Genomic DNA, 23,740 nt, shown 5'->3' with positions numbered 1-23,740 from the left:
TCACTATTTGGTTATATGTTATGCATTAAAATTACACCGAATCACAAAAGATTATTTTACATACAACGTCCAGACTCGATCATTAGCATTCAATATTATTTAGGCCGATCATCGAGCTGCTCAGTTCGCCAATCACCTAGGTAATAAGCGAGATGTTTAGATTTACCGATATAGATAAAGCTCCAAAATAGAAACAGCGCATCAAGACCGAAACTCCAAGTATACAGAAAGTGATTATGCACCAAGCGTTGCAATAACAATCCACCGTCTATCAATAACAGCATTGTTAACAACCACTTAAGCTGATTAAACAGCGGCCTGAGCCATAAAGGCCCCCGTTTACGCTCTGCGATCACCAATCCATATAACACCAAGGCGCCAAAGCCAGCCACAAGTGACAGCAGAAAGTCAGATTTTTGTGGGTAAATCAGCGCAACGAGTCCAGCCCTATCACTGGCTTGGGTTAATGAGGCAATAAATACACACCAACCACGACCAACAAATGCCAACATAACGTATAGCATCAGTGGGGGTTTAAAATATCCATTGTCATCAAGCCAATTGATATGACTAAAATTCAAATCCTGCTCTCTTTTTATTTTATTTGTTAACAATATGGAGGCAGTTCCTCCAAATTCAATATCTAACGAGCCTATAAACAAAAACGCCATCGATAGATGGCGCTTTATATTGCTTAAGCAGATGGTTAATCGTTAACCATTGAGAAGCGCTAATAGTTGTGCTTCATCGATAACCTTAACGCCAAGTTCTTGCGCCTTAGTCAATTTTGACCCTGCTGCCTCACCTGCCACCACGCAGTCGGTGTTTTTCGATACACTACCTGCCACCTTGGCGCCTAAGGCCTGCAACTGCGCCTTGGCATCATTACGATTTAGCTGAGTTAAGGTGCCAGTTAATACCCAAGTCTGGCCTTTAAGAGACAGGGCCTCTTCAGCGACCTCTTCGATAGCTGGCCAATGGACTCCAGCGTTAATCAAACCCTCGACCACTTCAAGATTATGGGGCTGCGCAAAGAAGTGCACTAAATGCTGGGCAACAATCACACCTACATCATCAACCTTGATAAAGTCTTCGGCATCGGCCTGTATCAGTCTATCTAAGGTTTTAAAGTAATTTGCCAAATTGGCTGCGGTCGCCTCACCCACTTCGCGGATCCCCAGTGAATACAAGAAGCGCGCAAAGGTCGTTTGCTTGGCATCTTCAATCGCGGCAACCAAATTGTTAGCCGATTTAAGCCCCATACGCTCTAACATGGTGAGTGCAGACGCGGTGACCTTAAACAGATCGGCGGGGCTTTCGATTAGCTCTTTGTCGATCATCTGCTCGACAACTTTATCGCCCATACCATCGATGTTCAGCGCCTTGCGAGAAGCAAAATGTTTTATCGCCTCTTTACGTTGAGCCTCACAAAATAGACCGCCGCTGCATCGCGCGACGGCTTCACCTTCGATACGCTCAACATCACTACCACAAACAGGACAAGCCGTAGGGAAGAGAATAGGCTGAGCATCATTGGGACGTTTATCGGCTACGACGGCAACAATTTGGGGAATTACATCGCCTGCGCGGCGAATGATCACGCTGTCACCAATTTGTACCCCAAGACGCGCTATCTCATCGGCGTTGTGTAGGGTCGCATTAGAGACGGTTACACCACCAACAAATACCGGTTTTAAACGGGCAACTGGCGTCACAGCGCCAGTACGCCCAACCTGAAAATCGACCCCTTCTAGCAGTGTTATCTCTTCTTGTGCAGGAAACTTATAGGCGGTCGCCCAGCGCGGTGCTCTGGCGACAAAACCTAAGGTTTTCTGCTGGCTAATATCATTTACTTTCAGCACGACGCCATCGATTTCATATGCAAGGGCTGCTCTGCGCTCGAGAATATCTTGATAATATGCGAGTACGGCGGGAATATTGTCACAAACCTTCACCTCGCTGCTGACGGGAAAGCCCCAACTTTTTAGTTGCATCAACTGATCATAATGGCTTGGAGCTAACGACCAAGACTCCGGCTCGACCACGCCAAGGGCATAGGCATAAAATGCCAGCGAACGGCTCGCGGTGATCTTACTATCGAGCTGACGCAAACTCCCTGCTGCTGCATTACGCGGATTAACAAATAATTTTTCACCCTTTTGGCGGGCTTTATCATTGACCGCCTCAAATGCCGCCTTAGGCATAAACACTTCACCACGAACTTCGAGTAACGGTGGATAATTATCGCCTCGCAGGCTCAGTGGGATCGATTTTATGGTGCGCACGTTCTCAGTAATATCTTCACCTACCGCGCCATCCCCCCGAGTAGCCGCGCGCTCAAACTGACCATCACGATATAAAATACTCACGGCTAAACCATCGAGCTTAGGTTCGCAGCAAAACTGAGGCGATGCGGTGGTCTTATCACTAACCCGTTTATGAAAAGCGTTAAACTCCTCTTCACTAAAGACATTATCTAAACTCAGCATTGGCTTGAGGTGAGTGACTTGTTCAAATTTAGCTAAGGCCTCACCACCGACTCTCTTGGTTGGCGAGTCGGCCAACGCTAGCTCGGGATACTGGGCTTCTAATGCTTGCAAACGGCGCATTAATCTATCGTACTCGGCATCTGGAACCGATGGCGCATCATCAACATAATAACGATAGTTATGTTGGTTAATTTCATTAGTAAGTTGTTGTATCTCTTGCTGTATAGCTTGCATTATATGTCGTCCAGATTAAGCAATAGAGGCCGCTGATGCGGCCTCTAAAATAATATCAATCAGTTAGTTTATGCTTGGGCGCGGATGCGTTGCAGGTAAGACTGCTTTTTCTGCTCATCCCAAGGGGAACGAGCGCCATCGAGTAATACGCCGCCTAAATCATCGGCAAGCTGATGTGCCGAATTAAGCATATTGGAGAAGTTCATTAGCGCATCGCCGTAGCAGGGTAATGTCATAAATAACACGATACCTTGAGTGGTGAACTGTTCCATTTCGTCGGGATTAAACACCCCAGGCTTAACCATGTTAGCTAATGAGAACAGAACCTTACCCGTTCCTGCGTTGTCTTCATGACGATGAAATATATCCATGTCGCCAAACTTAAAGTGTAACGTCAGTAGACTCGGCAACAGCTCAGCACCGTTTAATTCACCGCCCTCTTCTGCTACCACATGCAATACTAATACATCTTGTGGGTCGCCCAAAGGCTGCTCTTTAACCTCTTCAATCTCAGGTTGTGGCTCGACACTCAGCTCGGCTTCAGCCTGTGCGATTTGAGCTTCCACCACATCTGGCGCTGGCTTGGCGGCTTCTTGAGGAGCAGGCTTTGGTTTCACCTTCTCTGGTTTACGCGAACAAACAGGATCTTCAAACAGCGAAGGCTGAGCAGGTGCTTGACCTAAACCTAACTCCATCTGTTCTAGTTCGTCATTGGCACTCCCAGAGAGTGTAGGCTCTTGGCGTTGACGGGGGGCTTTCTGCTTAGGTTCATCTGATAAAGAGAACTGACGTTCGCCAGCAAAATTGGCAGATGAGGGCGTCACAGCCGACATACTTTGATCAGCTTGCTCTGGCGCAATCTCAGTCGAAGAGTCAAGCTCTTCAGTATTAAGCTTACGCACTCGAACGGCACCGATACCGTCAGCGTCGAAGCCATCACGATCTCTATTTTGCTCTTTATAGAGTCCAGCCATCGGCGTTTCTTTTAGCGGCTTAGGCTGCTGCCTTCTAATGGACCAAAAACCATGCACAAGTACCGCGATAATGGCTATCGCTCCTAACACGAACAATACCAGTTGCAAATTTTCCATTGATTATCCTGCTTTTCCCATAATTATCCTGCGTCGGCTAACGCCACCGCCTCATCAATATCTACGGCCACTATACGCGAAACCCCAGGTTCATGCATAGTGACACCAATCAGTTGATCAGCCAATTCCATGGTGATCTTATTGTGACTAATATAAACAAATTGCACACTTTGAGACATCTCTTTTACCAAGCGGCAAAATCTATCCACATTGGCATCGTCAAGCGGTGCATCGACCTCATCAAGCATACAAAAAGGTGCTGGATTGAGTCTAAAAATAGCAAAAACCAATGATAAAGCGGTTAATGCTTTTTCTCCACCCGAAAGCAGGTGGATCGTACTATTCTTTTTACCTGGCGGTCTGGCCATGATGGTCACGCCTGTCTCGAGCAGATCATCATCGGTCAACGCCAAATGCGCACTCCCCCCGCCAAAGACTTTGGGAAACAGCACGCCTAAGTCTTGGTTAACCTTATCGAAGGTCTCTTTAAAACGGGTTTTGGTCTCTTTATCTATCTTGCGAATCGCTTCTTCTAAGCTATTTAGCGCCTTGGTCAAATCGGCATCTTGGCTATCGAGATAGTGCTTACGTTCGCTCTGCTGCTCAAACTCTTCGATCGCCGCTAAATTAATCGCACCTAAGTGTTCGATGCGTGAACGAGTGCGCTCTAATGCTTTCTGCCTCGAACCTAAGGACAAACTTGGATCTAACTCACTCTTAACACTTTGCACATCAATTTCATGCTCAACCAATAATGCATGTTGGCTATCGGCCTGACCTTTAATCCCCTCACGACGTAAGGACAATGCACTAATAGCTTGAATCAAGTGTTCTATCTTTGCAAGCTGTTGTTTTTGTTTCGATACTATTTGATCTAGTTGAGTTTGCAACTCGGCTTGTCGTGCGCGTAATTTGTCGAGTGATTGCTGCTTTTGCTGCTGCATATTGAGCGCGGAGGTCAATTGCTGCTGCATCTGAGATGATGATTCGTCATCGGCTTGATGACTGCCGTCGAGTTGCTGCCCAAGCGCCTCTAGACTCGCGGTTAACTCTTGGATTCGCTGTTGATATTGACCCGATTGCTGCTGGTTAAGGGCTATCTCTGTATTAAGCGACTGAAGCAAAGTTTGATGCTTATTAAGCTCGGCCACTCTATCATCACGCTGGGATCTAAGTCGCTTGGTTAATGCACTACTTTCGTTGTAATTAACTGATGCCGTTTCCGTTTGCTTTTGCAGCTCATGAGCTTGTTGTTGATCTTCGGCTAAACGCTCCCCAATGCTCTGCAATCTCTGTTCATCAATCAACGCACTTTCGGCCAGCGCCTCTAGTTGCTCCTTGATATGCCCTTGTTGCTCTTGCGCATGGCTAATACGTTCTTTGGTCGCATCAACTTGTGTCCTAATGCGCTCAAGCTCTAGCTGAGTGCCTTGTAGCTGAGTGGCACCTTGCTGACTTAAGCTGCGGCATTCGATGAGCTGCTGAGCAATAAGCTGGGATTGTTCACGTAAAAGCCCAAGACTCTCCTCGCTATTAGCAATACTGGCGACTAAGGCCTCTTTTTCCATTTTTAGCTGGACTAATGCACTACTTTGCTCGCTCTTTTGCAATAAAAAACCGTGACCAAGCAGATAGCCATCGGCAGTAACGATGCGCTCATAAGGCGCTATGTTTGCTAACATTGTCTTAGCACTGGGGAGATCGGTCGCCCAGCGCAGATGCTCAAGCCAAGGCGCTAAGTTAACTGGAGCACGTACTCCTTGCCACTGCTTAGTGGTATATGGGGTGAAGCCAACTTGTGACTCGTCGACATCCACCTTTTGCGTCAAGACACCATCGAGCGCCAAGTCAACCGCAACTTCCCAGCCGGGCTCAACCTCGAGCATTTGCCATAATGCTCGGCTATCAGTCTCCTCCATATGGGGGAGTAGTCGCTCCACAATATTAAAGCGCCCCCGCTCTTCCGCTAGCGATTGCGATAGGGCATCAATTTGCTGCTGCAAGCGCTTATCTTGTTGCTCTAAACTATTGAGTTGCTGACTCTTCTGCTGATTACTGAGTGTTAACTGCTCACTTTGCGCGATTAAGTTATCCCATTGGATCTGTTGCAATTGCAGTGTTGTCTCGCCATCAACAGCGCTAAATTTACTCATTTGGCTCTGTAATGCCGATTTCTGATGTGATTTTTGAGCAAGATTACTGGTTAAATGTTTATGTTCAGACTGGGCAACTTGAAATTGTAATTGATGCTGATGCAGCGCCTGTTTCACCTGAGTTAAGCGTTCACTTTGTAGCTCTAGACTCAACTGCGCCTCGTTAACCTGCTCGTCGACAATCTCTATAGCTTGCTTGGCCGCTTGCTGCTGAGACACTGCATCCTGATAACGCTCATCGAGTGCTTTTGATCCCACATCGAGCGCCAGCAACTGAGCACGAGTTAACGCCAACTTTTGTTGGGTTGTCGATAATCGCTCATTTAAATGGGCATCTTGCTGCTGGCGATGTTTTAGCGACTGTTCAAGTTTGGCTATTTGAGTGGCATTGATATAAAACGCTTCGACTTGGCTATGTTCTTCTTGATCGAGTTCATCGAGTTTAAGCTTAAGCTGAGTGGCCTCGACTTGCAGTGATTGATTGGCTGCATCGAGTTCACTTTTTTTCAGTTCTTGTGCGGCAATTTCTCCACTGAGCTTCTCTAATTGTCCCTGTAACTCAAGCAAGCGAGACACATTGAGCTCAGCGTCCTGACGACGTTCAGTCTGCTTTAATTCTCGATACTGTTTGGCCGCCTGCGCCTGCTCGGCAAGCTTATCGATTTGTCGTCCTAGCTCTTGGCGAATATCACCTAAACGCTCGAGGTTTTCTCGGGTATGGCGAATGCGGTTTTCGGTTTCTCGGCGGCGCTCCTTGTAGCGAGAGATGCCAGCCGCCTCCTCGATAAAGACCCTCAGCTCCTGGGGTTTAGATTCGATCAGACGAGAAATCGTCCCCTGCTCGATAATCGCATAACTACGAGGACCAAGACCTGTGCCCATAAACAGATCGGTAATATCTTTACGGCGACATTTCTGGCCGTTGAGAAAATAGGAGGAATCACCATCGCGACTCACTTGACGCTTAACCGCGATCTCTTGATAGCTAGCGTATTGCCCGGCTAACCGACCATCTTGGTTGTCGAAAGAGAGCTCAACACTGGCAACTGACACGGGTCTGCGGGCCGATGAGCCATTAAAAATAACATCGGCCATCGAATCACCACGGAGGTTTTTGGCTGAGCTTTCACCAAGCACCCAACGCACGGCATCAATCACATTGGATTTACCACAGCCGTTTGGACCAATAATGGCGGTTAATGGTTGATTAAAAGGGATTTTAGTAACATCGACAAACGACTTAAATCCAGCAAGTTTTATCTGTTTGAGTCTCATTGAGCCCGTTAGGTCGTTATCTTTAGGGGCACTTAAAATGCACCCGTTATTATTGGGTGCCACTTTAGCAAAGCACGCCGCATTTTGTAACGTTTTTTATCACTAATAGGCCCAATTCGCGCTTGTTTTTAGCTCTGTGCTGACACACAATCGTTGCTAACACAGATAAGGATGACATTGATAACACTATGAATCAAAAAGCAAGCTCTACGTCCAAAAGTGGCGTGAACTATTTTCTAGATGGCTTTCGACTAATAAAGCAGCCAGGGTTAAGACGATTTGTATTTATCCCGCTGGCGGTCAATCTCATCTTGTTTAGTTGCGTGATCTACTTTGCGATAGGGCAACTTGAACAGGTATTTAATTGGGTGAGTAGCCAACTGCCCGATTATCTGAGCTGGCTTAACTTTTTATTATGGCCACTAGCCGTATTGACCTTGTTAGTTGTCTTATCATTTGTGTTCAGCTCGGTCATGAACTGGATAGCGGCGCCCTTCAATGGCTTGCTCGCCGAAAAAGTCGAGCAGTTCCTTACTGGTAAAAATCTCAACACAGGCACTACCACAGATTTAATTAAGGATTTGCCCCGTATCCTTGGACGCGAATGGATAAAACTTAAATATTATCTGCCTCGGGCAATCGTGTTTTTAATTTTGTTTTGGGTCCCCTTTATAGGTCAAACTGCAGCCCCTGTGTTGTGGTTCCTGTTCAGTGCGTGGATGATGGCAATTCAATACTGTGATTATCCATTCGATAACCACAAGGTACCGTTTCAAGATATGAAGTTTGCCCTTAATCAAACCAAAGGCAGCAGCTTCAGCTTCGGCGCCGCGGTGACGCTATTTTCGATGATCCCGATTGTGAACTTTATCGTCATGCCTGTGGCGATTTGCGGTGCCACCTCCATGTGGGTCGATAAGTATCGTGCAGCTTATAAAAACGATCAAATAGCCCCTGAATAGTGCTAATTGTCGGTTTTTAATAACGCGCTTTAATAAAGTGATTTTTAGCAAGGCGTTTTGAATGTCGTAATTTGAGGACAAGGCTTGAAATATGAGGTTTAGCCGAGAATAAAAGAAGCCAACCTAGTGATACAAATTAGCTACGTTCAAACAAACTCCATTTCAACAAACTAAAGAAGCGCGCTCATCATGACGCGCTCCTGTTACTGTTAAATGCTCTTCCTAATCTAACCTTGTCCTTCACCTAAAAAGACAGCACTGGTATCTGGGATCTGTTTCGTTTTTGACAAATCAATCACCACTGTTGCTGATATTTTATCTTGTATCGCCTGACGATTGGCATCCCAATAGATCTGCATAAAGCCAAGTAAACCTGTGGCAAATCCTGCGCCATAACCGCCGTAGCGGCCAAAGGCATCCCAGAGCGATATCTTAGAGGCATCGAGCTGAATCACCCGAATATTAAGCAGCTTCTTACCTAATGTTTGCCCGTCAAACCACGCGGTAAACACGGTAAAATAGAAGGCCGCCCAACCAAAACCTAAGCCTAAGTCATTGAGCAGTCCTTTAGCCCATCCGAGTACGCTGTAGGGTTGCTTGTCATTATCCTCAATTCCATCTTGGTCATTGGCAGGCAACACAACCGGGTTATCTTGTTCCTTTACCTCATTAGAAGCGGCAACTAACGGTTCGGCGCCCGATATTTGGGTGCGATCAAGATTCGAAGTCGGCGAACTAGGCGATTGAGCACCAACCTCTTGGGGCGATAGATTATCGCTACTCTTATCTGCTTGACTGTCTAATACTTCAGACGAGGAAGCGGCTTCAGAGTCTGCCGCCATGGGAAATCGATTAACGACAAGCTGTGATAGCTCGCTGATATCCTCTTGAGAAAGTTCAAGTTCTGAGATGACCTGCAGCAACATCTGTCGCTTTTCTTGCGCAGTTATCGACATTCCCTCGACGATTGCCATCAGGCTGACGAGCTTAGTCTCTGCGCAGGAACGAGTCTCACACATAGTTAACGCCAAAATATCGGGCAATATTTTTAACGATGCGCTCACACTGGGCTCACGTATCCCTATGGTGTCGTTGATTGAGTCACTTTGAGCATTTGAGCCACGTTTATATTCAATCAAGTTATCGCTGGTCACCCAAATCGTCATTATTAACATGGAGAAATAGAGCGCCCATTTAAACGCTTTACCAATTTGATGACTTCTGCGTTCAATCAACAGGGTTAACCCAACGAGTAAGATAAACAGCCAACCAGCCTGCTCGGCCAATACGCTAATTAATAAGCCATCGATAGCGATGGCTATGCCGCGCTTTACTGGTGAGGCCAGCGGCGTATACAACACGCTGGGAGCGATATTAAATGCAAATGGGGTTACCATTGTTTTTGGGTCTTTAGTCGGGCTCACGCATCCACTCCATGTGAGACAATCGGCAATATCTCTTGACGATAGAATTAACGAAACTATGTTTAATCATTAACTTAGCAATCAGATCCATTTTGCACTAGGATTAACCACTTTCTAATTATGATAGATATTACATCATTAATAACTAAATGGAATAAAGAAGATTAAACTATGATTTCTAAAGCAACAAAAGCACACTATGATTTAGCTGTATAAATTAAGGAGCAAGCAATCCATGAGTAAAATTTTCGAAGACAATTCACATACTATTGGTAATACACCTCTTGTTCGCCTAAACCGCGTTAGCAACGGCCAGGTGCTCGCAAAAGTTGAAGCGCGTAATCCAAGCTTTAGCGTTAAATGTCGTATCGGCGCAAACATGATATGGGATGCTGAGAAAAAAGGCTTACTCACAAAAGATAAAGAGCTTATCGAACCAACATCAGGAAACACGGGGATTGCGCTAGCTTATGTTGCAGCGGCTCGTGGTTATAAGTTAACCCTGACTATGCCTAACACCATGAGTCTAGAACGTCGTAAGCTACTTAAAGCCCTAGGTGCGAACTTAGTGCTGACAGAAGGTGCGAAAGGAATGAAAGGTGCTATCGATAAGGCAGAAGAGCTTCGCCAATCAGATCCAGAGAAGTATCTTATTCTTGGCCAATTTGATAACCCAGCCAACCCAGAGATCCATGAGAAAACAACTGGACCTGAGATCTGGAATGACACCGACGGCGAAGTCGATGTTGTTGTCGCTGGTGTCGGTACAGGCGGAACCATCACAGGTATCAGCCGTTACATTAAGAATGTACAAGGTAAAGCCATTACCTCTGTCGCGGTAGAGCCGGTTGATTCGCCAGTGATTGCGCAAACTCTCGCTGGACAAGCCATTCAGCCTGGTCCGCATAAGATCCAGGGCATCGGTGCTGGTTTTATTCCTGGTAACTTAGATTTAGAGATGGTTGATCGCGTTGAAGCGGTAAGCAATGAAGATGCTATCGAGATGGCTCAACGCCTAATGAAAGAGGAAGGCATTTTGGTCGGTATCTCCTCTGGCGCAGCGGTTGTAGCAGCAAACCGTATCGCGTCATTGCCTGAGTTTGAAGGTAAAAACATCGTCGTTATTCTGCCTTCTGCGGCAGAGCGTTATCTCTCCTCAGTACTGTTCCAAGGCCAATTTGGGGATGCTGAAAACGTTCAGTAACACCCAATCCTGACATTAGCTAGATGTTAAAGCCCTATTGGTACTATCACTAATAGGGCTTTCTATTGGGCTAGTAAAAATATTATTAATACAGACAGTAATGATCTCATTCAGTTGCGCTTCATCTAACTTACCACTGACGACCGTTTGATATTCGACCCAACGAATTAGGCCTAATACTTGGTGTGCCTCAGCCATTGCTTGAGAGGAACCGAGTTGTACAAAAAACTGCTCGATAGTATTGAGCAATGCATTATCTAACGACTGAATGGCCGAGGCGAGCTGCGGATTTCGCAATGCTTCTTCATGGAAAGCAACCTCCAATATACGATCGTCTCTGTGACTAACCTGCTCTTTAATATGTTCACAAATAAACAACGATAAGTTATCCGCGAGCGCTTTACGCGATACTTGATCGCCCGCCTGCTTCAGGGTTTGTAATAATTGAAAGCTTTTTTGTTCAAGTGTGTTGTTCATCCACAGCGTTTTTTCGGCAAAGTAAGTCAAAGCATCACTAATGAGATCTTTAATGTCTTTAAAATAATAGGTCGTCGACGCCAAAGGAACATTAGCCTCCAGCGCCACGGCGCGATGACGAACGCCACGGATCCCCTCCTTGACGATTAGCCTCAGAGTGGCTTCTAAAATGGCAACACGTCTAGCCTCACCATCTGATCTATGTGTTCTTCTCCCTACATAACGTAACGGCAGCAGCATCAATAACTCCTCAACACATGGTTTCGCATCCTATTATCGGCATGATATTATCACTTGGTATCATGCGCGACTAGACGAATAGCACCTTGTTTAACATCTTGGTATCGCACCTACAAAGGAATAAACGACAGATCTATTGTCAAAAAGTGGAGGTTAAATAGTAATTTCGAGAGCTAGCTCGACTAACAATAAGTTGCCTAATGCCTCGAGTGAAAGATAAGAGTAAAGTCCAGTTAGCAATTGACCACCTCCTATTCACAGAGCTTTCTTACTAATGACATTTTACCAAAAACCAAAATCTATCAATGCATTTGATGCAAAATTCGAAGCACAAAAAATAGCCTTCGCCCCCGTGGCATTTCAAGTTGCACGCTGCTTGCTAAAATTTAATATCTTAAAGTATATCGATAGCGCTAACGGCATAGACAGTACTAAAGAGCAGATTGCATCTCAGTGTCAGCTGTCCACATATGCGATTACCGTTCTACTGGATATGGGTTTAAGCATGGGATTGCTGTGGAAGGAAGACGACCAGTACCGTTTAGATAAGATCGGCCATTTCATGCTTCATGACAATATGGCGCAAACTAACCTCAATTTCATCCACGATGTCTGCTACCAAGGTTTATTTGAATTAGAATCGTCTTTAGTCGAAGGCAAAGCCAACGGCCTTAAAATCTTTGGAGATTGGCCAACTATCTATCCGAGTTTAAGCGAGCTCCCCGAACAGGTAAAAAAAAGCTGGTTTGAGTTTGACCACTATTATTCTGATCACGCATTTGATGTATTGCTGCCATTGATCTTTAAGAATACCCCTAAAACCATAGTCGATATTGGCGGAAATACGGGGAAGTGGGCCCTTGCCTGTACCACTTATGATCCAGATGTCGTCGTCACTATTATGGATCTTCCAGGACAACTTCGCGTCGCCCTATCTAATGCTAAGCGACATAATCTCATCAGCCGAATTAAGGGTTTTGAGTGTGATCTGTTAGACGAAAGCAGTCCTTTTGCTAATGGTGGTGATCTCTATTGGATGAGTCAGTTCTTAGACTGCTTTAATGAAGAACAAATTCTTACCATCTTACGCAGTACCGCCGCCAATATGCATTCCAATAGCGAGTTATGCATTTTAGAAACCTATTGGGACAGACAACCTTTTGAAGCTGGCGCTTACTGTGTCAACGCAACATCTCTTTATTTTACCGCCATGGCCAATGGCAACAGCCGCATGTATCACTCCAAAGAGATGCTCAAGCTGATCTCTCAAGCTGGATTATACGTTGATGAAGACATCGACAACATTGGTTTAGGGCATACCCTGTTACGTTGCAAGCTCAAGCCATAAGGTTTTATTAATCTGTAATTAAAAATAATCAAATTTTATGATCAATATACAGACCCTATTATGAGCAACATAGAATGAATCAGTAATGGGGTTACCATGAAAAATAGAATAACGGCACTTCATCGTAGTGCATCAAGTCTACCAAGCCCCATGGCAGGTCTAGCCTTGGCAATTGCTAGCCTTGGCTGGGCTTGGGACAGTTTACTCCCACAATATGATGGTCTGGGACAAACGATAGGAACACTCATTGCCTGCATGCTGTTGTCGGCATTGATGGCTAAATTTCTGCTACACCCTAAGGTATTAAAGGAGGAGTTAACCCACCCCGTTGTTGGCAGCGTCATTCCGACTTTTGCGATGGCATTGATGGTAGTCTCTAATACACTTTGGCACCACAATCCGGTAGCAGGAAAATATCTATGGCTAATAGCCATCGCTATTCACTTAATCTTCTTAAGTATTTTTGCCTACTACCGCGCGCTTGACTTCAAACTAGAACAGATGGTACCTAGCTGGTTTGTTCCCCCCATAGGTATTATTGTCGCAGCGGTAAGCTTTCCTAACGATGGTTACCACTGGCTCGCAACCGCCACATTGATGTTCGGTATGGGCTGCTATTTAGTCATGCTACCACTCATGTTGTATCGTCTGATTTTTTGCCCAAAAATACCAGATGCAGCAAAACCCACCATAGCCATTTTGGCGGCGCCAGCAAGCCTGAGTCTGGCCGGATACCTTACCATTGTTGAACAGCCTTCTGCGACTGTGGTGACACTACTGCTCACCGTCGCCATTCTGATGACAAGCATAATCTACTTAGCGCTTTTTCATCTGCTTAAACTGCCGTTTTCACCAGGATATGCCGCTTTTACTTTTCCTATGGTGATAGGAGCTACCGCCCTATTAAAAACATATCAGTGGATGCTAACCAAATACGGAATGAGTAATTTCGCTGTTGGAATAGAAATGACAGCCATCATCGAATTAATCGTTGCCAGTGTTATCGTTGCATATGTTTCTTATAAATATATCGACCATTACCGCTAGTAATAGATTAAACCCTCCTTTCTCACAGCTTCAGATCACCAAACCAGATCATTAACAATAGAATAAACAACAATAAAAGATCAAATAGTCTCTACTTTAGAGTTTGGAGTTTATTAAAAGCGGGAAAACATCAAAAACGCAACATGGTGACACCAAACTATTAACAAAAACAACCTATCTACCAATGAGTAATGAACAAAAATTATCGAGATAGCGCTCACAAATAACCGATTTCCACAATATTTTTCAAATTTTAACGATTATTTTTAAATAACATACTCACCATTTAACAAACCCAAAACCAACAAATACAAAAACAATTAACAACAACTAAAAAGTCAAAAGCAAACACAAAAAACACAAACAATCAAATTTAATAACAATTAAACCAGAGTGATATACAAGAAACCGTACAATAAATAAACACCACCCCATCAAGGTTAACACGTGGTTAATAAAATGATAAATCAAACAGCTATTTATCATAGGTTTCATCTGTGTCGAGGATGTTGCAGTTGTTATCTCGCTATGATTATATCAATGATGAAGTAAAGATATTTCAATATAAGTAAATGTTTGAAAAGTTTTTACTAATCAATATTAAATCAAAAACAAAATAAGTCTCAGGGAGAAAAAAATGCAGCCAAATTCTATATTGGCCAAAGCTGTTCACTTTGTGTTAATTGGTGGGGCAGCAACTGCCGCATTAAGTGCACCAGCGGTTTACGCAGCGGATGAAAACAAGGTAGAACGGATTCAAGTTACTGGTTCTCGTATTATTAGAGAAGGTGCAGTAGCCCCAACGCCGGTAACCGTCATTAGTGGTGATGAATTATTAGCAACTGGAGCGACTAATATTGGTGAAGCGCTAAACCAATTACCCGCTCTTGGCAGCACTTACTCATTGGCCAATTCTGGCCGTAACATTGGCACAGCAGGCCTTAACGTTCTTGATTTGCGTAACATGGGTACTGCGAGAACCTTGGTTCTAGTTGATGGGAAACGCCACGTATCAAGTTCAGCCGGTTCGCAGCGAGTGGATGTTAATACCATTCCAAGTAGCTGGGTTGAACGAGTAGAAGTTATCACTGGTGGTGCCTCGGCCATTTATGGTGCAGATGCCGTAACAGGGGTAGTTAACTTTATTTTAAAAGATGATATTGAAGGATTAGAGTTCTCTGCAACCAAAGGGTTTGCAGGCGAGAGCAGCCACTCAAAAGAAAAACTCTCATTATCATACGGTACCGATTTTGATAGCGGCAATGGTAACGTAGCATTTGCAGTAGAATATAGTGGCCAAGATAGATTACGCAGCTTAGATCGAGAGCAAACGGCAATTTCCTTCAGTGAATTACGTAATCAAAATCAGGCTCCTGGAAGTGTAGATCCCAATGATCCAGACAAAATATTAACACCTAATGCAGGTTATTACGCTATCAATAGAGATGGTGTATTTAATCTAGATGGGTGGAAAACCTTTAATCCAGATGGCTCTGTTCGAGATGTCTATACAGGTAGTAATGTTGATGGCGTTAAGTGCGCCGATTGTGACTCTTTTAACTTGAGAGAATATACAGACTTACAACCTGAATTTAAGCGATATAACATTAACTTTAAGGCTAATTATCAGCTCAATGAAGACATGAAAGCCTATTTTGAAGCTAAATATGTCAACAGCCAATCAAGTGATTATGGTCAGCCCGCGTTTTTCTTTGGCACTCCGTTAAACGTAAAACGCGACAATGCGTTTTTACATTCCAGCGTTACCGAGTTAATGGATGCTCAAAATGCAGACTCTATCGGTGTTAGACTGTTTACCGATAGTATAGGGCAACGCATCGAAGATGATACTCGCGAAACACAGCGATATGTATTAGGCCTCACTGGCTACATCGGCGATGACTGGGAATACGATACATATGCTATCTATGGCCAAACAGATCTTGAACGTGTTAATAAAAACAACATGATCAAGAAGAACTTTGCCTATGCCCTAGATTCAGTCATTGAAAATGGTGTTGCCGTTTGTCGCGATGCTGACGCACGAGCTGATGGTTGCGTTCCGATCAATATTTTTGGTGCAGGCAATGCCTCATCTGAAGCTCAAGATTATATCAATACTGTATCGACAGGAACCTCTGTCATTAAACAAACGGTATTAGGCGGAACCTTGACTAACTCTATGCTTTATGAGTTACCAGCTGGCGAAATTGGCTTTTCTACAGGGGTTGAATACCGTAAAGAAGAATCTATACAGAAAGAGCCGAAAAATGCTGAAGGTACTTTCTTCAATGTGTTAGGTGAAGATAGCGGCGAATACGATGTAAAAGAAATTTTTGCGGAAGTGAATATACCTTTACTCGCAGATCTTCCGGCTATTCAGCAACTCGATCTTGAACTGGCCGCTCGTTATGCGGACTACAGCACTATTGGTGATGCTACAACTTGGAAAGCGGGTCTAAGCTGGCAGCTTAATGATGAACTTCGAGCACGCAGCACCTATTCTCGCGCTATTCGCGCCCCTAATATTGGTGAGTTATTTGGCGCGTTAGGGCAAAACTTCTTTAACATTGATGATTCTTGCAAACTCGACAATCTTAATGATTTAACACCAGAACAAGCTGCTATTCGTAAGACTAGCTGCGCAGCGCTTGGTGTACCAGCTGACTTTAACTCTGATTATGATTCAGCAACAGTCGAAGGTCTAAGTGGTGGTAACGAAGATCTAAAAGAGGAAACGTCAACAAGTTACACCATTGGTGCCATTTATCAACCTGACTTCATATATGGTCTTTCGATTTCAGCTGATTACTGGAATATCGTAATTGATGACGCTATTTCAAGTGTAAGCGCACAAGACATGATTGATAAATGTCTTGACTCGACTACAGGCATCGACAACGTATATTGTCAGCGTATTACTCGCGATCCAGCCACTGGTGAAATAACCAGTTTGACGTCGCAATCATTAAATATTGCCAAGCTTGAAGCTGCTGGTATCGATTTTGATATCGGCTATGTATTTGATCTATACAATGGTGATGTTAACACCAACATGGTGGTGACTCACTTGCTTAAACGCAACGAATATCCGTTCCAAAATGAACCTGGTACGAGCAATGAGTATGCAGGTATGACTGGAGAAGCTGATTGGCAAGCAAACTTTACTGCAACCTATAGTAAAGATAACTGGGGCGTATATTGGAGAACAAGATTCATTGATGGAGTTTCTCTCTATACTCCACAAGAGCTTGAAAAGAACCCTAACCCTAGCAGTAGCATGTCATATGGAAAATATTTCATCTCTGACGCATCGGTATCGTATGCTTTCGATAGCGGTATTAAATTAAAATTTGGCGTCGATAACCTATTTGACCGTGATCTTCCGTACGGTACGACTGGGACTGGTGCAGGTTCAGCCTCTTACGACAACGTAGGTCGCTACTACCACGCAACCTTTAGTTTCGCGATGTAATAACTACAAAAACGGCATCCTAGGATGCCGTTTTTATTGCTCGATTTCCTAAACTAAAAGCAAAATAAGCATTACACAAAGCCAAAATAGTGCGCAGCGACTACCACAATACTCGATACAACAAATAACGCCGCCATAAAGCGCCAGATAAACTTAAGCCAAGCCCCCCAATCGACTCTGCATACACCTAATGTCGCCATCAATGACGCCGAGGTCGGTACGATGACATTAGTAAAACCATCGCCCAACTGAAACGCCAACACCGCAACTTGACGGCTAACCCCCACAATATCTGCAAGCGGCGCCATCAAGGGCATGGTTAATGCCGCCTGTCCTGAGCCCGAGGTCACAAAGAAATTAAATATCGATTGAAACAACAACATAAACCAAGCCGAAAATGCCGCTGGCAGCGCACCAATAAAACCGCCAGCGCTACTAAGTAACGTATTGAGAACGCTCGGCTTCGTCGGGTCGCCGCCTCCTAATATAATTAAAATGCCAGAAGCGCAACCGACTAATATCGCAGGCTCTAGCATAGTTGCAGCACCTTGCTTAAAGCTGGTTGCAACGCGATTGACTGTCATCTTATTAAGCTTAAACACCACAGCAAACACGCCAACCACTATCCCCATGGTAAAAAATTGACTCGCTATCTCAGGAATAAACCAAGCATTTGCAACCACGCCCCAAATAACCCAAATCACTGTGAGTAATATGGTCAGTAACACTAAGATATCACCTAGATTAAATCGGCTTTCTAAGCTAGCGCTAGCTTGGTGATCTCGAAAATACTGATCACTTTTATAACTATAAGATAATGATGGAGTTGCTCTAATTTTAGCGCCATATCGCATGGTGAAAACTATCCCCATCAGGGTAAATCCAGCCCACATAACACCTCTCACTCCCGCCCCCGAAAGCACAGGAATGCCAGCAATACCTTGAGCGATAGCCACGCTAAAAGGGTTCATCCATGAGCTGGCAAAACCGACTTGGGTCGCCACATAAGTCACCATAACCGTGGTAATGCCATCAAAGCCGAGGCGGATCATCAAAGGGCAAATAATAATCGCAAAGGCTATCGCCTCCTCCCCCATACCAAAAACCGCGCCGCCAAGAGAAAACAAGGTAAACAGAACGGGGATAAATAGCCCTTCATTACCTCGAGTCCTATCGATTAACCGCAAGATGCCATTATCTATAGTGCCCGTTTCCATTACGATGCCAAATGCACCGCCGATCACTAACATGAACATGATGACACCGATGGCTGTTCCCCACTTTGAACCAGAGACTAAACCTTCAAAGGCAAAATTAAAAAAGCCGACATCACCGCCACCCTCGAACAGGGAGATAGGCTGAAGAACAGGAGTTCCACTATCATCAACTTGATAACGAAATGAGCTAGGATTAACAACACTACGGCTCTTTTCGACACCATCACTCACGTAGATAACATCTTGGGTCTCGAAGGAGCCAACAGGAACAATATAGGTTAGTAGCATTGCCGCTAATGCGACAAAAAAGATGATCACTAAAGTGTCTGGCATCTGCCAGGTTTGAACAGACGAGGTAGACTCAATTGATGAGTTTGTAGGATTAGCATTCATTTTATGGCCAGAATAAAGATTATCTGGCCGCAAATATAAACTAATTCAACCTAGGTTTACACTGCGGTGTCAGCTGATAACTCAAGCATTAGCAAGCAGTAACATCAACACTATCATTGAGACTAACATTAACATTCGGAAGTCACAGCCTTAGATCTATTTTGCCAAAGATGACTCGCAAGCATCACCAATAACGACAAAAGTAATGCTGGCACAATAGGATGAATATGCCACATAAAGGGCGCAGCTATTTGCAGCAGTAAGTAACTAATCAGCCCTGCCACCATCGATGTTAATGCGCTAACGCCATTGACACTGGGTAAAAACACTCCGGCGATTATGGGCCACAAAAATACCGCCTGAAGCGCACCAAATGCAGCAAGATTGATCCAAACAATCATCTCTGGTGGATCCAATGCCCAATAGCTAGCGATGAGTGTGACCAGTAAGAGAGCCATTCGAGTCAGCCTAACTTGCATGGCCGAGCTTAAGCTAGGCCACTTCTTCAAGGCGCCGTCGCGAATAAGGCTAACCGCCGATTGTAATAACATGGAGTCGACCGATGACATGACTGCGGCGATTGGCGCCGCTAACAGCACTCCAGCCCAAAAAGGAGGAAAAATCCCCGATATTAAACTTGGCATGATCTCATCAGGAACCGACAAATCAGGATAAAGCGCCCGACCAAGAACACCGCACAGGTGCGGCAGCAAGGTCATCAAAAAACAGATAATGGTTCCCCATACCATGCCCCGCTTTAAGGCGCTGCTATCTTTTACTGCCAGTAAACGCACTAAGGTATGGGGCAGCCCCATGGTGCCAAAACAGATCAACACCCAAAAAGAGAGCATCATAGGCCAGCCAAGCGCATCACTTACGCCATGTGGCTCGAGCATTTGAGGAGAGTAATGGCTAACGGTTGCCATTAATTCAGGTAGTGGAGCCTGAAACAAAATACCGCTAAACAGGAGTAGCAAGCCTAGCAGCATCACAATCCCTTGCAACGCATCGGTTAGCACTACTGCCCGAAACCCGCCTGTTAAGGTATAGACGAGCACAGTGACAACAAACAGAGCGAGCCCCAACTCATAACTAATACCGCTCACGCCAGAGAATAACCTCGCGCCGCCAATAAACTGCACCGCAATCATCGCGATAAAACCCGTGACTAAACTTACCACCGCTATATGGCTCAGTAATGGGCTGTGATAGCGAGCATCGAGCCATTCAATCAAGGTGGCATGTCCATGGCGCTGGCTCAGAAACTTGGGGCCTAATCCCCCTAGGGTTAAGATAGCGACAGGCACCTGTATTAATGCAAGCCATACCCAACCTAAGCCCATTTTATAAGCGGCGCCTGGACCGCCGATAAAGGAGCTGGCACTGGTGTATGTTGCAACAAGGGTTAACGCCAGCAAAGGGCCATTTAAAAAGGCGCCACCGATAAAGAAACGTTTTGCCTTATCACCGTAAAGTCTATCCCCCTTTTGACTCTGCCTATGGCTCCACCAGCGAGTAATGATCAGGCTCAATAACAGATAACCCATAACTGGAATAAGATTAGTCATCTTGTCCTCTCAGGAACACAGCTAAGGATAGGATCAGAATTAAAGGAGCCCCAATACAGGAGAACCAAAACCACAGAGGCAGACCAATCCAGCTGCCAGCATCTTTGAGCAGTAGCGGCCCCAAGCACCATAATATGAAGTAACCGCCAGTTAGCGCTAATGCCATTTTTGACAATGAAGCCATAGAGAGTCATACGAACAGAGAAACAGATACTCGATTCTAGACAAAAGCAGCGGTCAGAGCTAGCGTCATACTAGAAGAGTCTTAAGTATCAAGACCTGTAACACATTATTTTTACATTACAAATTTCTAAAAACGATCACGATAAATCCCACGAAACGCACAGCTAGCCGAAAAGAGTGAACCACCTCTAGATTCCACCATTAAAATCAGCCGCTTGCTTGTCTAGGTCGTTAACAAGCCATAGAATCAGACTCAATAAGCCATCAATTTAATTGATAGTTTCAATTTATATTAGTTTCAGTTAGGGACAAAATAGCCGTCATGAAATACTCACTCAAGCAAATAATGGTTTTCGATGCGGTAGCCAGCTTAGAAAGTGTCAGCGCCGCAGCAAGAAAACTCTCCATGACTCAGTCGGCAGTCAGCATGTCACTTGGGCAACTCGAGAACCTACTCGGTAGACCGCTTTTTATTCGACAAGGCAATCGGCTCACTTTGAGCCACTGGGGGAACTGGTTACGCCCAAAGGCGCGAAGGCTATTACAAGATGCGCAGCAAATAGAATTAGGCCTTCACGAACAACACCTTATCAGCGGCCGGTTTAGATTATGCTCAAGTCAAACAGCGGCTGAGCACCTACTCCCCGAACTTATCAGTAAAATCGATACCGATTTTCCTGAACTTAGGATCGATCTCACAGTTGAAAATACCGAGAATGTCGTCGAAGGTTTACTCAACTACGAATATGATTTTGGCATTATTGAAGGCCGTAATGACGATAGCCGTCTATATCAGGAACAATGGCTAGATGATCATTTAGTCGTTATCGCCTCCCCACACCACCCTTACGCTAGATATGAAACCACCAGCTTGTCACAGTTAGAGCAAGCGAAATGGGTGTTACGTGAGCAAGGTGCGGGGACGCGGCGGATTTTTGAGGGCGCCATTCACGGGGTAATAGAGAAGCTCAATGTATGGAAGGAATATGAGCATGTATCACTGCTCAAGGCGCTCGTTAAGAATGGGCCATACTTGAGTAGCTTACCTTTCTTAGATGTAGAAAAAGAAGTTGCCGCGGGTGAACTGGTTATCCTTGAAACGCCTCAGCTCAATATGCAAAGACATCTTTCATTTGTATGGCGCTGTGATTCGGGAGAGAACCCGTTAAGGGATTGCGTAATAACAGAAGCGCGTAGACTGAGTAAAAATCGCCAAGCTCACAAACACTCAAGATAGTCTTACAATAAGAGATGGGGCTACTAGCCCCATCTCTTTGTCGATAAAATAGTTTTATCAACTACATGCCTTAAGCATAAACATCACACACTTTAGCGGCGATCGCCTCTCGAGTTATAACCCCAACTAGCTTACCCTCGTCGACGACTGGAAAACTGCTAGGTTTACTGGCATGAGCTCGCCTTAAACGCTCCTCATAACTAGCAAAGGTATTTCCGGTTAAGATCCCCATTTCACTAACAGGGAACAACTTGTTTCTATCGACAACCATTAATTCAATTAAGTCTGCCACTGCATCATTTGGCGCCACCGTAAGCACTTGCGTTTGCATCAAGTCTGCGACTTTATAAGCAATCCCTCTGACATACTCTTCAGACCACAAACTACGGAGCAGATCTTGCTGTGATATATAACCCAGTAGCCGTTGTTGAGCGTCAACCACTGAAGCGCCGCGTTCATTGGCATCACTTAAACGCTTTAAGCCCTCATAAACGGATAGTTCAGGCGTTAACGTAAAAGGGGTTTGATTCATAACCTCGCTGACATTCAGCTTTTGAATTGATTTAGGCATTGATACATCTCCAGAGGGTGTGACTAATAATGAATGGGTGCCGTTAACTGTGTTAGTTAATGATTGAATTGACGGTGAATTAAAGGGAGATAAACACTCGGCTAATGTGGGTGGTGCAATATGTAGGTCGCTAGTCTGTTGTGGCTTACGCTCAATGATCCAATAACCCAAGCCCACCAATAATCCCCCGCCAACAATATTGCCAAGCGTCACAGGAATAAGATTGTTCCAAATGAAGTTAGCTAGGGTGAGATCACTATATTGCGCAGCCGTTATACCTGCCGCGTCGAAATATCCGCTGTGGGCAAAATTGGCTATAACGATCCCAAGAGGCACCATAAACAAGTTAGCGATGCTATGTTCAAAACCACTACTAACAAACATAGCCACAGGCAACATCAGCAAGATGGCTTTAGTGAGTGCATCCTTACTCGCGAAGGTCATCCATACACCAAGACAAACCAACATGTTACACAGCACGCCTAGCGCAAACGCCTGAGCCCATCCATGATGCAATTTATGCTGAGCAATGTTGAGCGCATTGACGCCCCACAAGCCACCATCAAGCTCATACATACGCGCGGTAATGATCAGCGTCAACATCAACATGGCACCGAATAAGTTGCCGATGTACACCCGTACCCAGCAAGCAAGTAACTCCTTAGTGCTGACGAGCTTTTGCGCCCAGGCAACGCTGCTGAGCACAGTGCTAGTAAAGAGTTCGCCGCCACAAATGACCACCAGCATTAGTCCCAAACTAAAAGCCAAGCCACCAGCAAGACGAACCAAGCCCCATGAGCTCGATGATCCTGTCGTTACAGTGATATAAAACACAAAGGCTAAAGCGATGAATGCACCAGCAAATGCTGCTAAGCCAAGCGATTGCCAATAGGCTTTCTTCACTTTTGTCACGCCATAGCGCTCTGCCTGTTGATACATACTTAATGCTGTACTCGCTGGCTGAATAGGTACTCTGTCGGCCTGATTTTGCAAAGCAGACACCGCGCTGTTAAACGAAGGAGGCGCCATTAACTGACTCCTTCTCGGTAAAAAATTCGCTGACTAAAACTAAGTAACATCATCTTCTCCTATTTATCGTTATAGAAAGGTTGGCAGCCACTAGGCTTATCTCCGTGGCTACAAACGTATCGC

At 44.9% G+C, this 23,740-nt stretch carries 16 protein-coding genes; 6 read left to right on the top strand and 10 right to left on the bottom strand.

Annotation, left to right across the window (positions count from 1 at the left end; all coding sequences use genetic code 11):
- Positions 1–95 precede the first annotated feature (95 nt).
- The 4 genes from K0I73_RS07430 to K0I73_RS07415 all read right to left on the bottom strand — a co-directional run bounded on the left by K0I73_RS07430 (position 96) and on the right by K0I73_RS07415 (position 7,242).
- Positions 96–581, bottom strand: coding sequence for a DUF2919 domain-containing protein (locus tag K0I73_RS07430; protein ID WP_220063848.1), 486 nt, complete (start codon positions 579–581; stop codon positions 96–98).
- 132 nt (positions 582–713) lie between these two features.
- Positions 714–2,723, bottom strand: a complete 2,010-nt coding sequence (gene ligA, locus K0I73_RS07425; RefSeq protein WP_220063847.1) for an NAD-dependent DNA ligase LigA — start codon at positions 2,721–2,723, stop codon at positions 714–716.
- Positions 2,724–2,791: 68 nt separating this feature from the next.
- Complete coding sequence (zipA, locus tag K0I73_RS07420) at positions 2,792–3,814, bottom strand: cell division protein ZipA (RefSeq protein ID WP_220063846.1); 1,023 nt, start codon at positions 3,812–3,814, stop codon at positions 2,792–2,794.
- Positions 3,815–3,837: 23 nt separating this feature from the next.
- Positions 3,838–7,242: a chromosome segregation protein SMC gene (locus tag K0I73_RS07415; protein WP_220063845.1), complete on the bottom strand. Its 3,405-nt coding sequence runs from the start codon at positions 7,240–7,242 to the stop codon at positions 3,838–3,840.
- A gap of 188 nt (positions 7,243–7,430) precedes the next feature.
- On the opposite strand from K0I73_RS07415, the gene cysZ reads away from it, so the two are divergent.
- The gene (cysZ, locus tag K0I73_RS07410) at positions 7,431–8,204 is read left to right on the top strand and encodes a sulfate transporter CysZ (RefSeq protein WP_220063844.1); all 774 of its coding nucleotides are present in this window, start codon (positions 7,431–7,433) and stop codon (positions 8,202–8,204) included.
- A 227-nt stretch (positions 8,205–8,431) separates the two neighbouring features.
- Here the strand turns inward: cysZ and K0I73_RS07405 are convergent, their stop codons facing one another.
- Complete coding sequence (locus K0I73_RS07405) at positions 8,432–9,601, bottom strand: RDD family protein (RefSeq protein WP_220064300.1); 1,170 nt, start codon at positions 9,599–9,601, stop codon at positions 8,432–8,434.
- A gap of 262 nt (positions 9,602–9,863) precedes the next feature.
- Here K0I73_RS07405 and cysK point away from each other — a divergent pair, with 262 nt between their 5' ends.
- Complete coding sequence (gene cysK / locus K0I73_RS07400; RefSeq protein ID WP_220063843.1) at positions 9,864–10,832, top strand: cysteine synthase A; 969 nt, start codon at positions 9,864–9,866, stop codon at positions 10,830–10,832.
- A 15-nt stretch (positions 10,833–10,847) separates the two neighbouring features.
- Here cysK and K0I73_RS07395 read toward each other — a convergent pair whose 3' ends face one another.
- On the bottom strand, positions 10,848–11,549 hold the full coding sequence (locus K0I73_RS07395; protein WP_220063842.1) for a TetR/AcrR family transcriptional regulator: 702 nt from the start codon (positions 11,547–11,549) through the stop codon (positions 10,848–10,850).
- Between the two features lie 274 nt (positions 11,550–11,823).
- Between K0I73_RS07395 and K0I73_RS07390 the strand changes: the two genes are divergently transcribed.
- From K0I73_RS07390 to K0I73_RS07380, 3 genes are all read left to right on the top strand, one after another.
- A complete protein-coding gene (locus K0I73_RS07390) occupies positions 11,824–12,897 on the top strand; it encodes a methyltransferase (RefSeq protein ID WP_220063841.1) in 1,074 nt (357 codons plus the stop codon).
- A gap of 96 nt (positions 12,898–12,993) precedes the next feature.
- The gene (locus K0I73_RS07385; RefSeq protein ID WP_220063840.1) at positions 12,994–13,944 is read left to right on the top strand and encodes a TDT family transporter; all 951 of its coding nucleotides are present in this window, start codon (positions 12,994–12,996) and stop codon (positions 13,942–13,944) included.
- Positions 13,945–14,581: 637 nt separating this feature from the next.
- A complete protein-coding gene (locus tag K0I73_RS07380; protein ID WP_220063839.1) occupies positions 14,582–17,419 on the top strand; it encodes a TonB-dependent receptor in 2,838 nt (945 codons plus the stop codon).
- Positions 17,420–17,490: 71 nt separating this feature from the next.
- Here the strand turns inward: K0I73_RS07380 and yfcC are convergent, their stop codons facing one another.
- From yfcC to K0I73_RS07365, 3 genes are all read right to left on the bottom strand, one after another.
- Positions 17,491–19,029, bottom strand: a complete 1,539-nt coding sequence (gene yfcC, locus K0I73_RS07375; RefSeq protein ID WP_220063838.1) for a putative basic amino acid antiporter YfcC — start codon at positions 19,027–19,029, stop codon at positions 17,491–17,493.
- A 128-nt stretch (positions 19,030–19,157) separates the two neighbouring features.
- Positions 19,158–20,597: a sodium/pantothenate symporter gene (gene panF, locus K0I73_RS07370; RefSeq protein WP_220063837.1), complete on the bottom strand. Its 1,440-nt coding sequence runs from the start codon at positions 20,595–20,597 to the stop codon at positions 19,158–19,160.
- Positions 20,590–20,781, bottom strand: coding sequence for a YhdT family protein (locus K0I73_RS07365; RefSeq protein WP_220063836.1), 192 nt, complete (start codon positions 20,779–20,781; stop codon positions 20,590–20,592). Before K0I73_RS07365 ends, panF begins: the two co-directional genes overlap by 8 nt.
- Positions 20,782–21,102: 321 nt before the next feature.
- Between K0I73_RS07365 and K0I73_RS07360 the strand changes: the two genes are divergently transcribed.
- Entirely contained in the window at positions 21,103–22,017 is a 915-nt protein-coding gene (locus K0I73_RS07360) for a LysR substrate-binding domain-containing protein (protein WP_220063835.1), read from the top strand.
- Between the two features lie 70 nt (positions 22,018–22,087).
- Here the strand turns inward: K0I73_RS07360 and focA are convergent, their stop codons facing one another.
- Entirely contained in the window at positions 22,088–23,527 is a 1,440-nt protein-coding gene (gene focA, locus K0I73_RS07355) for a formate transporter FocA (protein ID WP_258405343.1), read from the bottom strand.
- Between the last annotated feature and the right edge of the window lie 213 nt (positions 23,528–23,740).

The organism is Shewanella mesophila, from assembly GCF_019457515.1.
Taxonomy (GTDB): Bacteria; Pseudomonadota; Gammaproteobacteria; order Enterobacterales; family Shewanellaceae; genus Shewanella; species Shewanella mesophila.
Note: the sequence above shows the minus strand (reverse complement) of the source record. Positions and strands in the feature narration are given on the sequence as shown.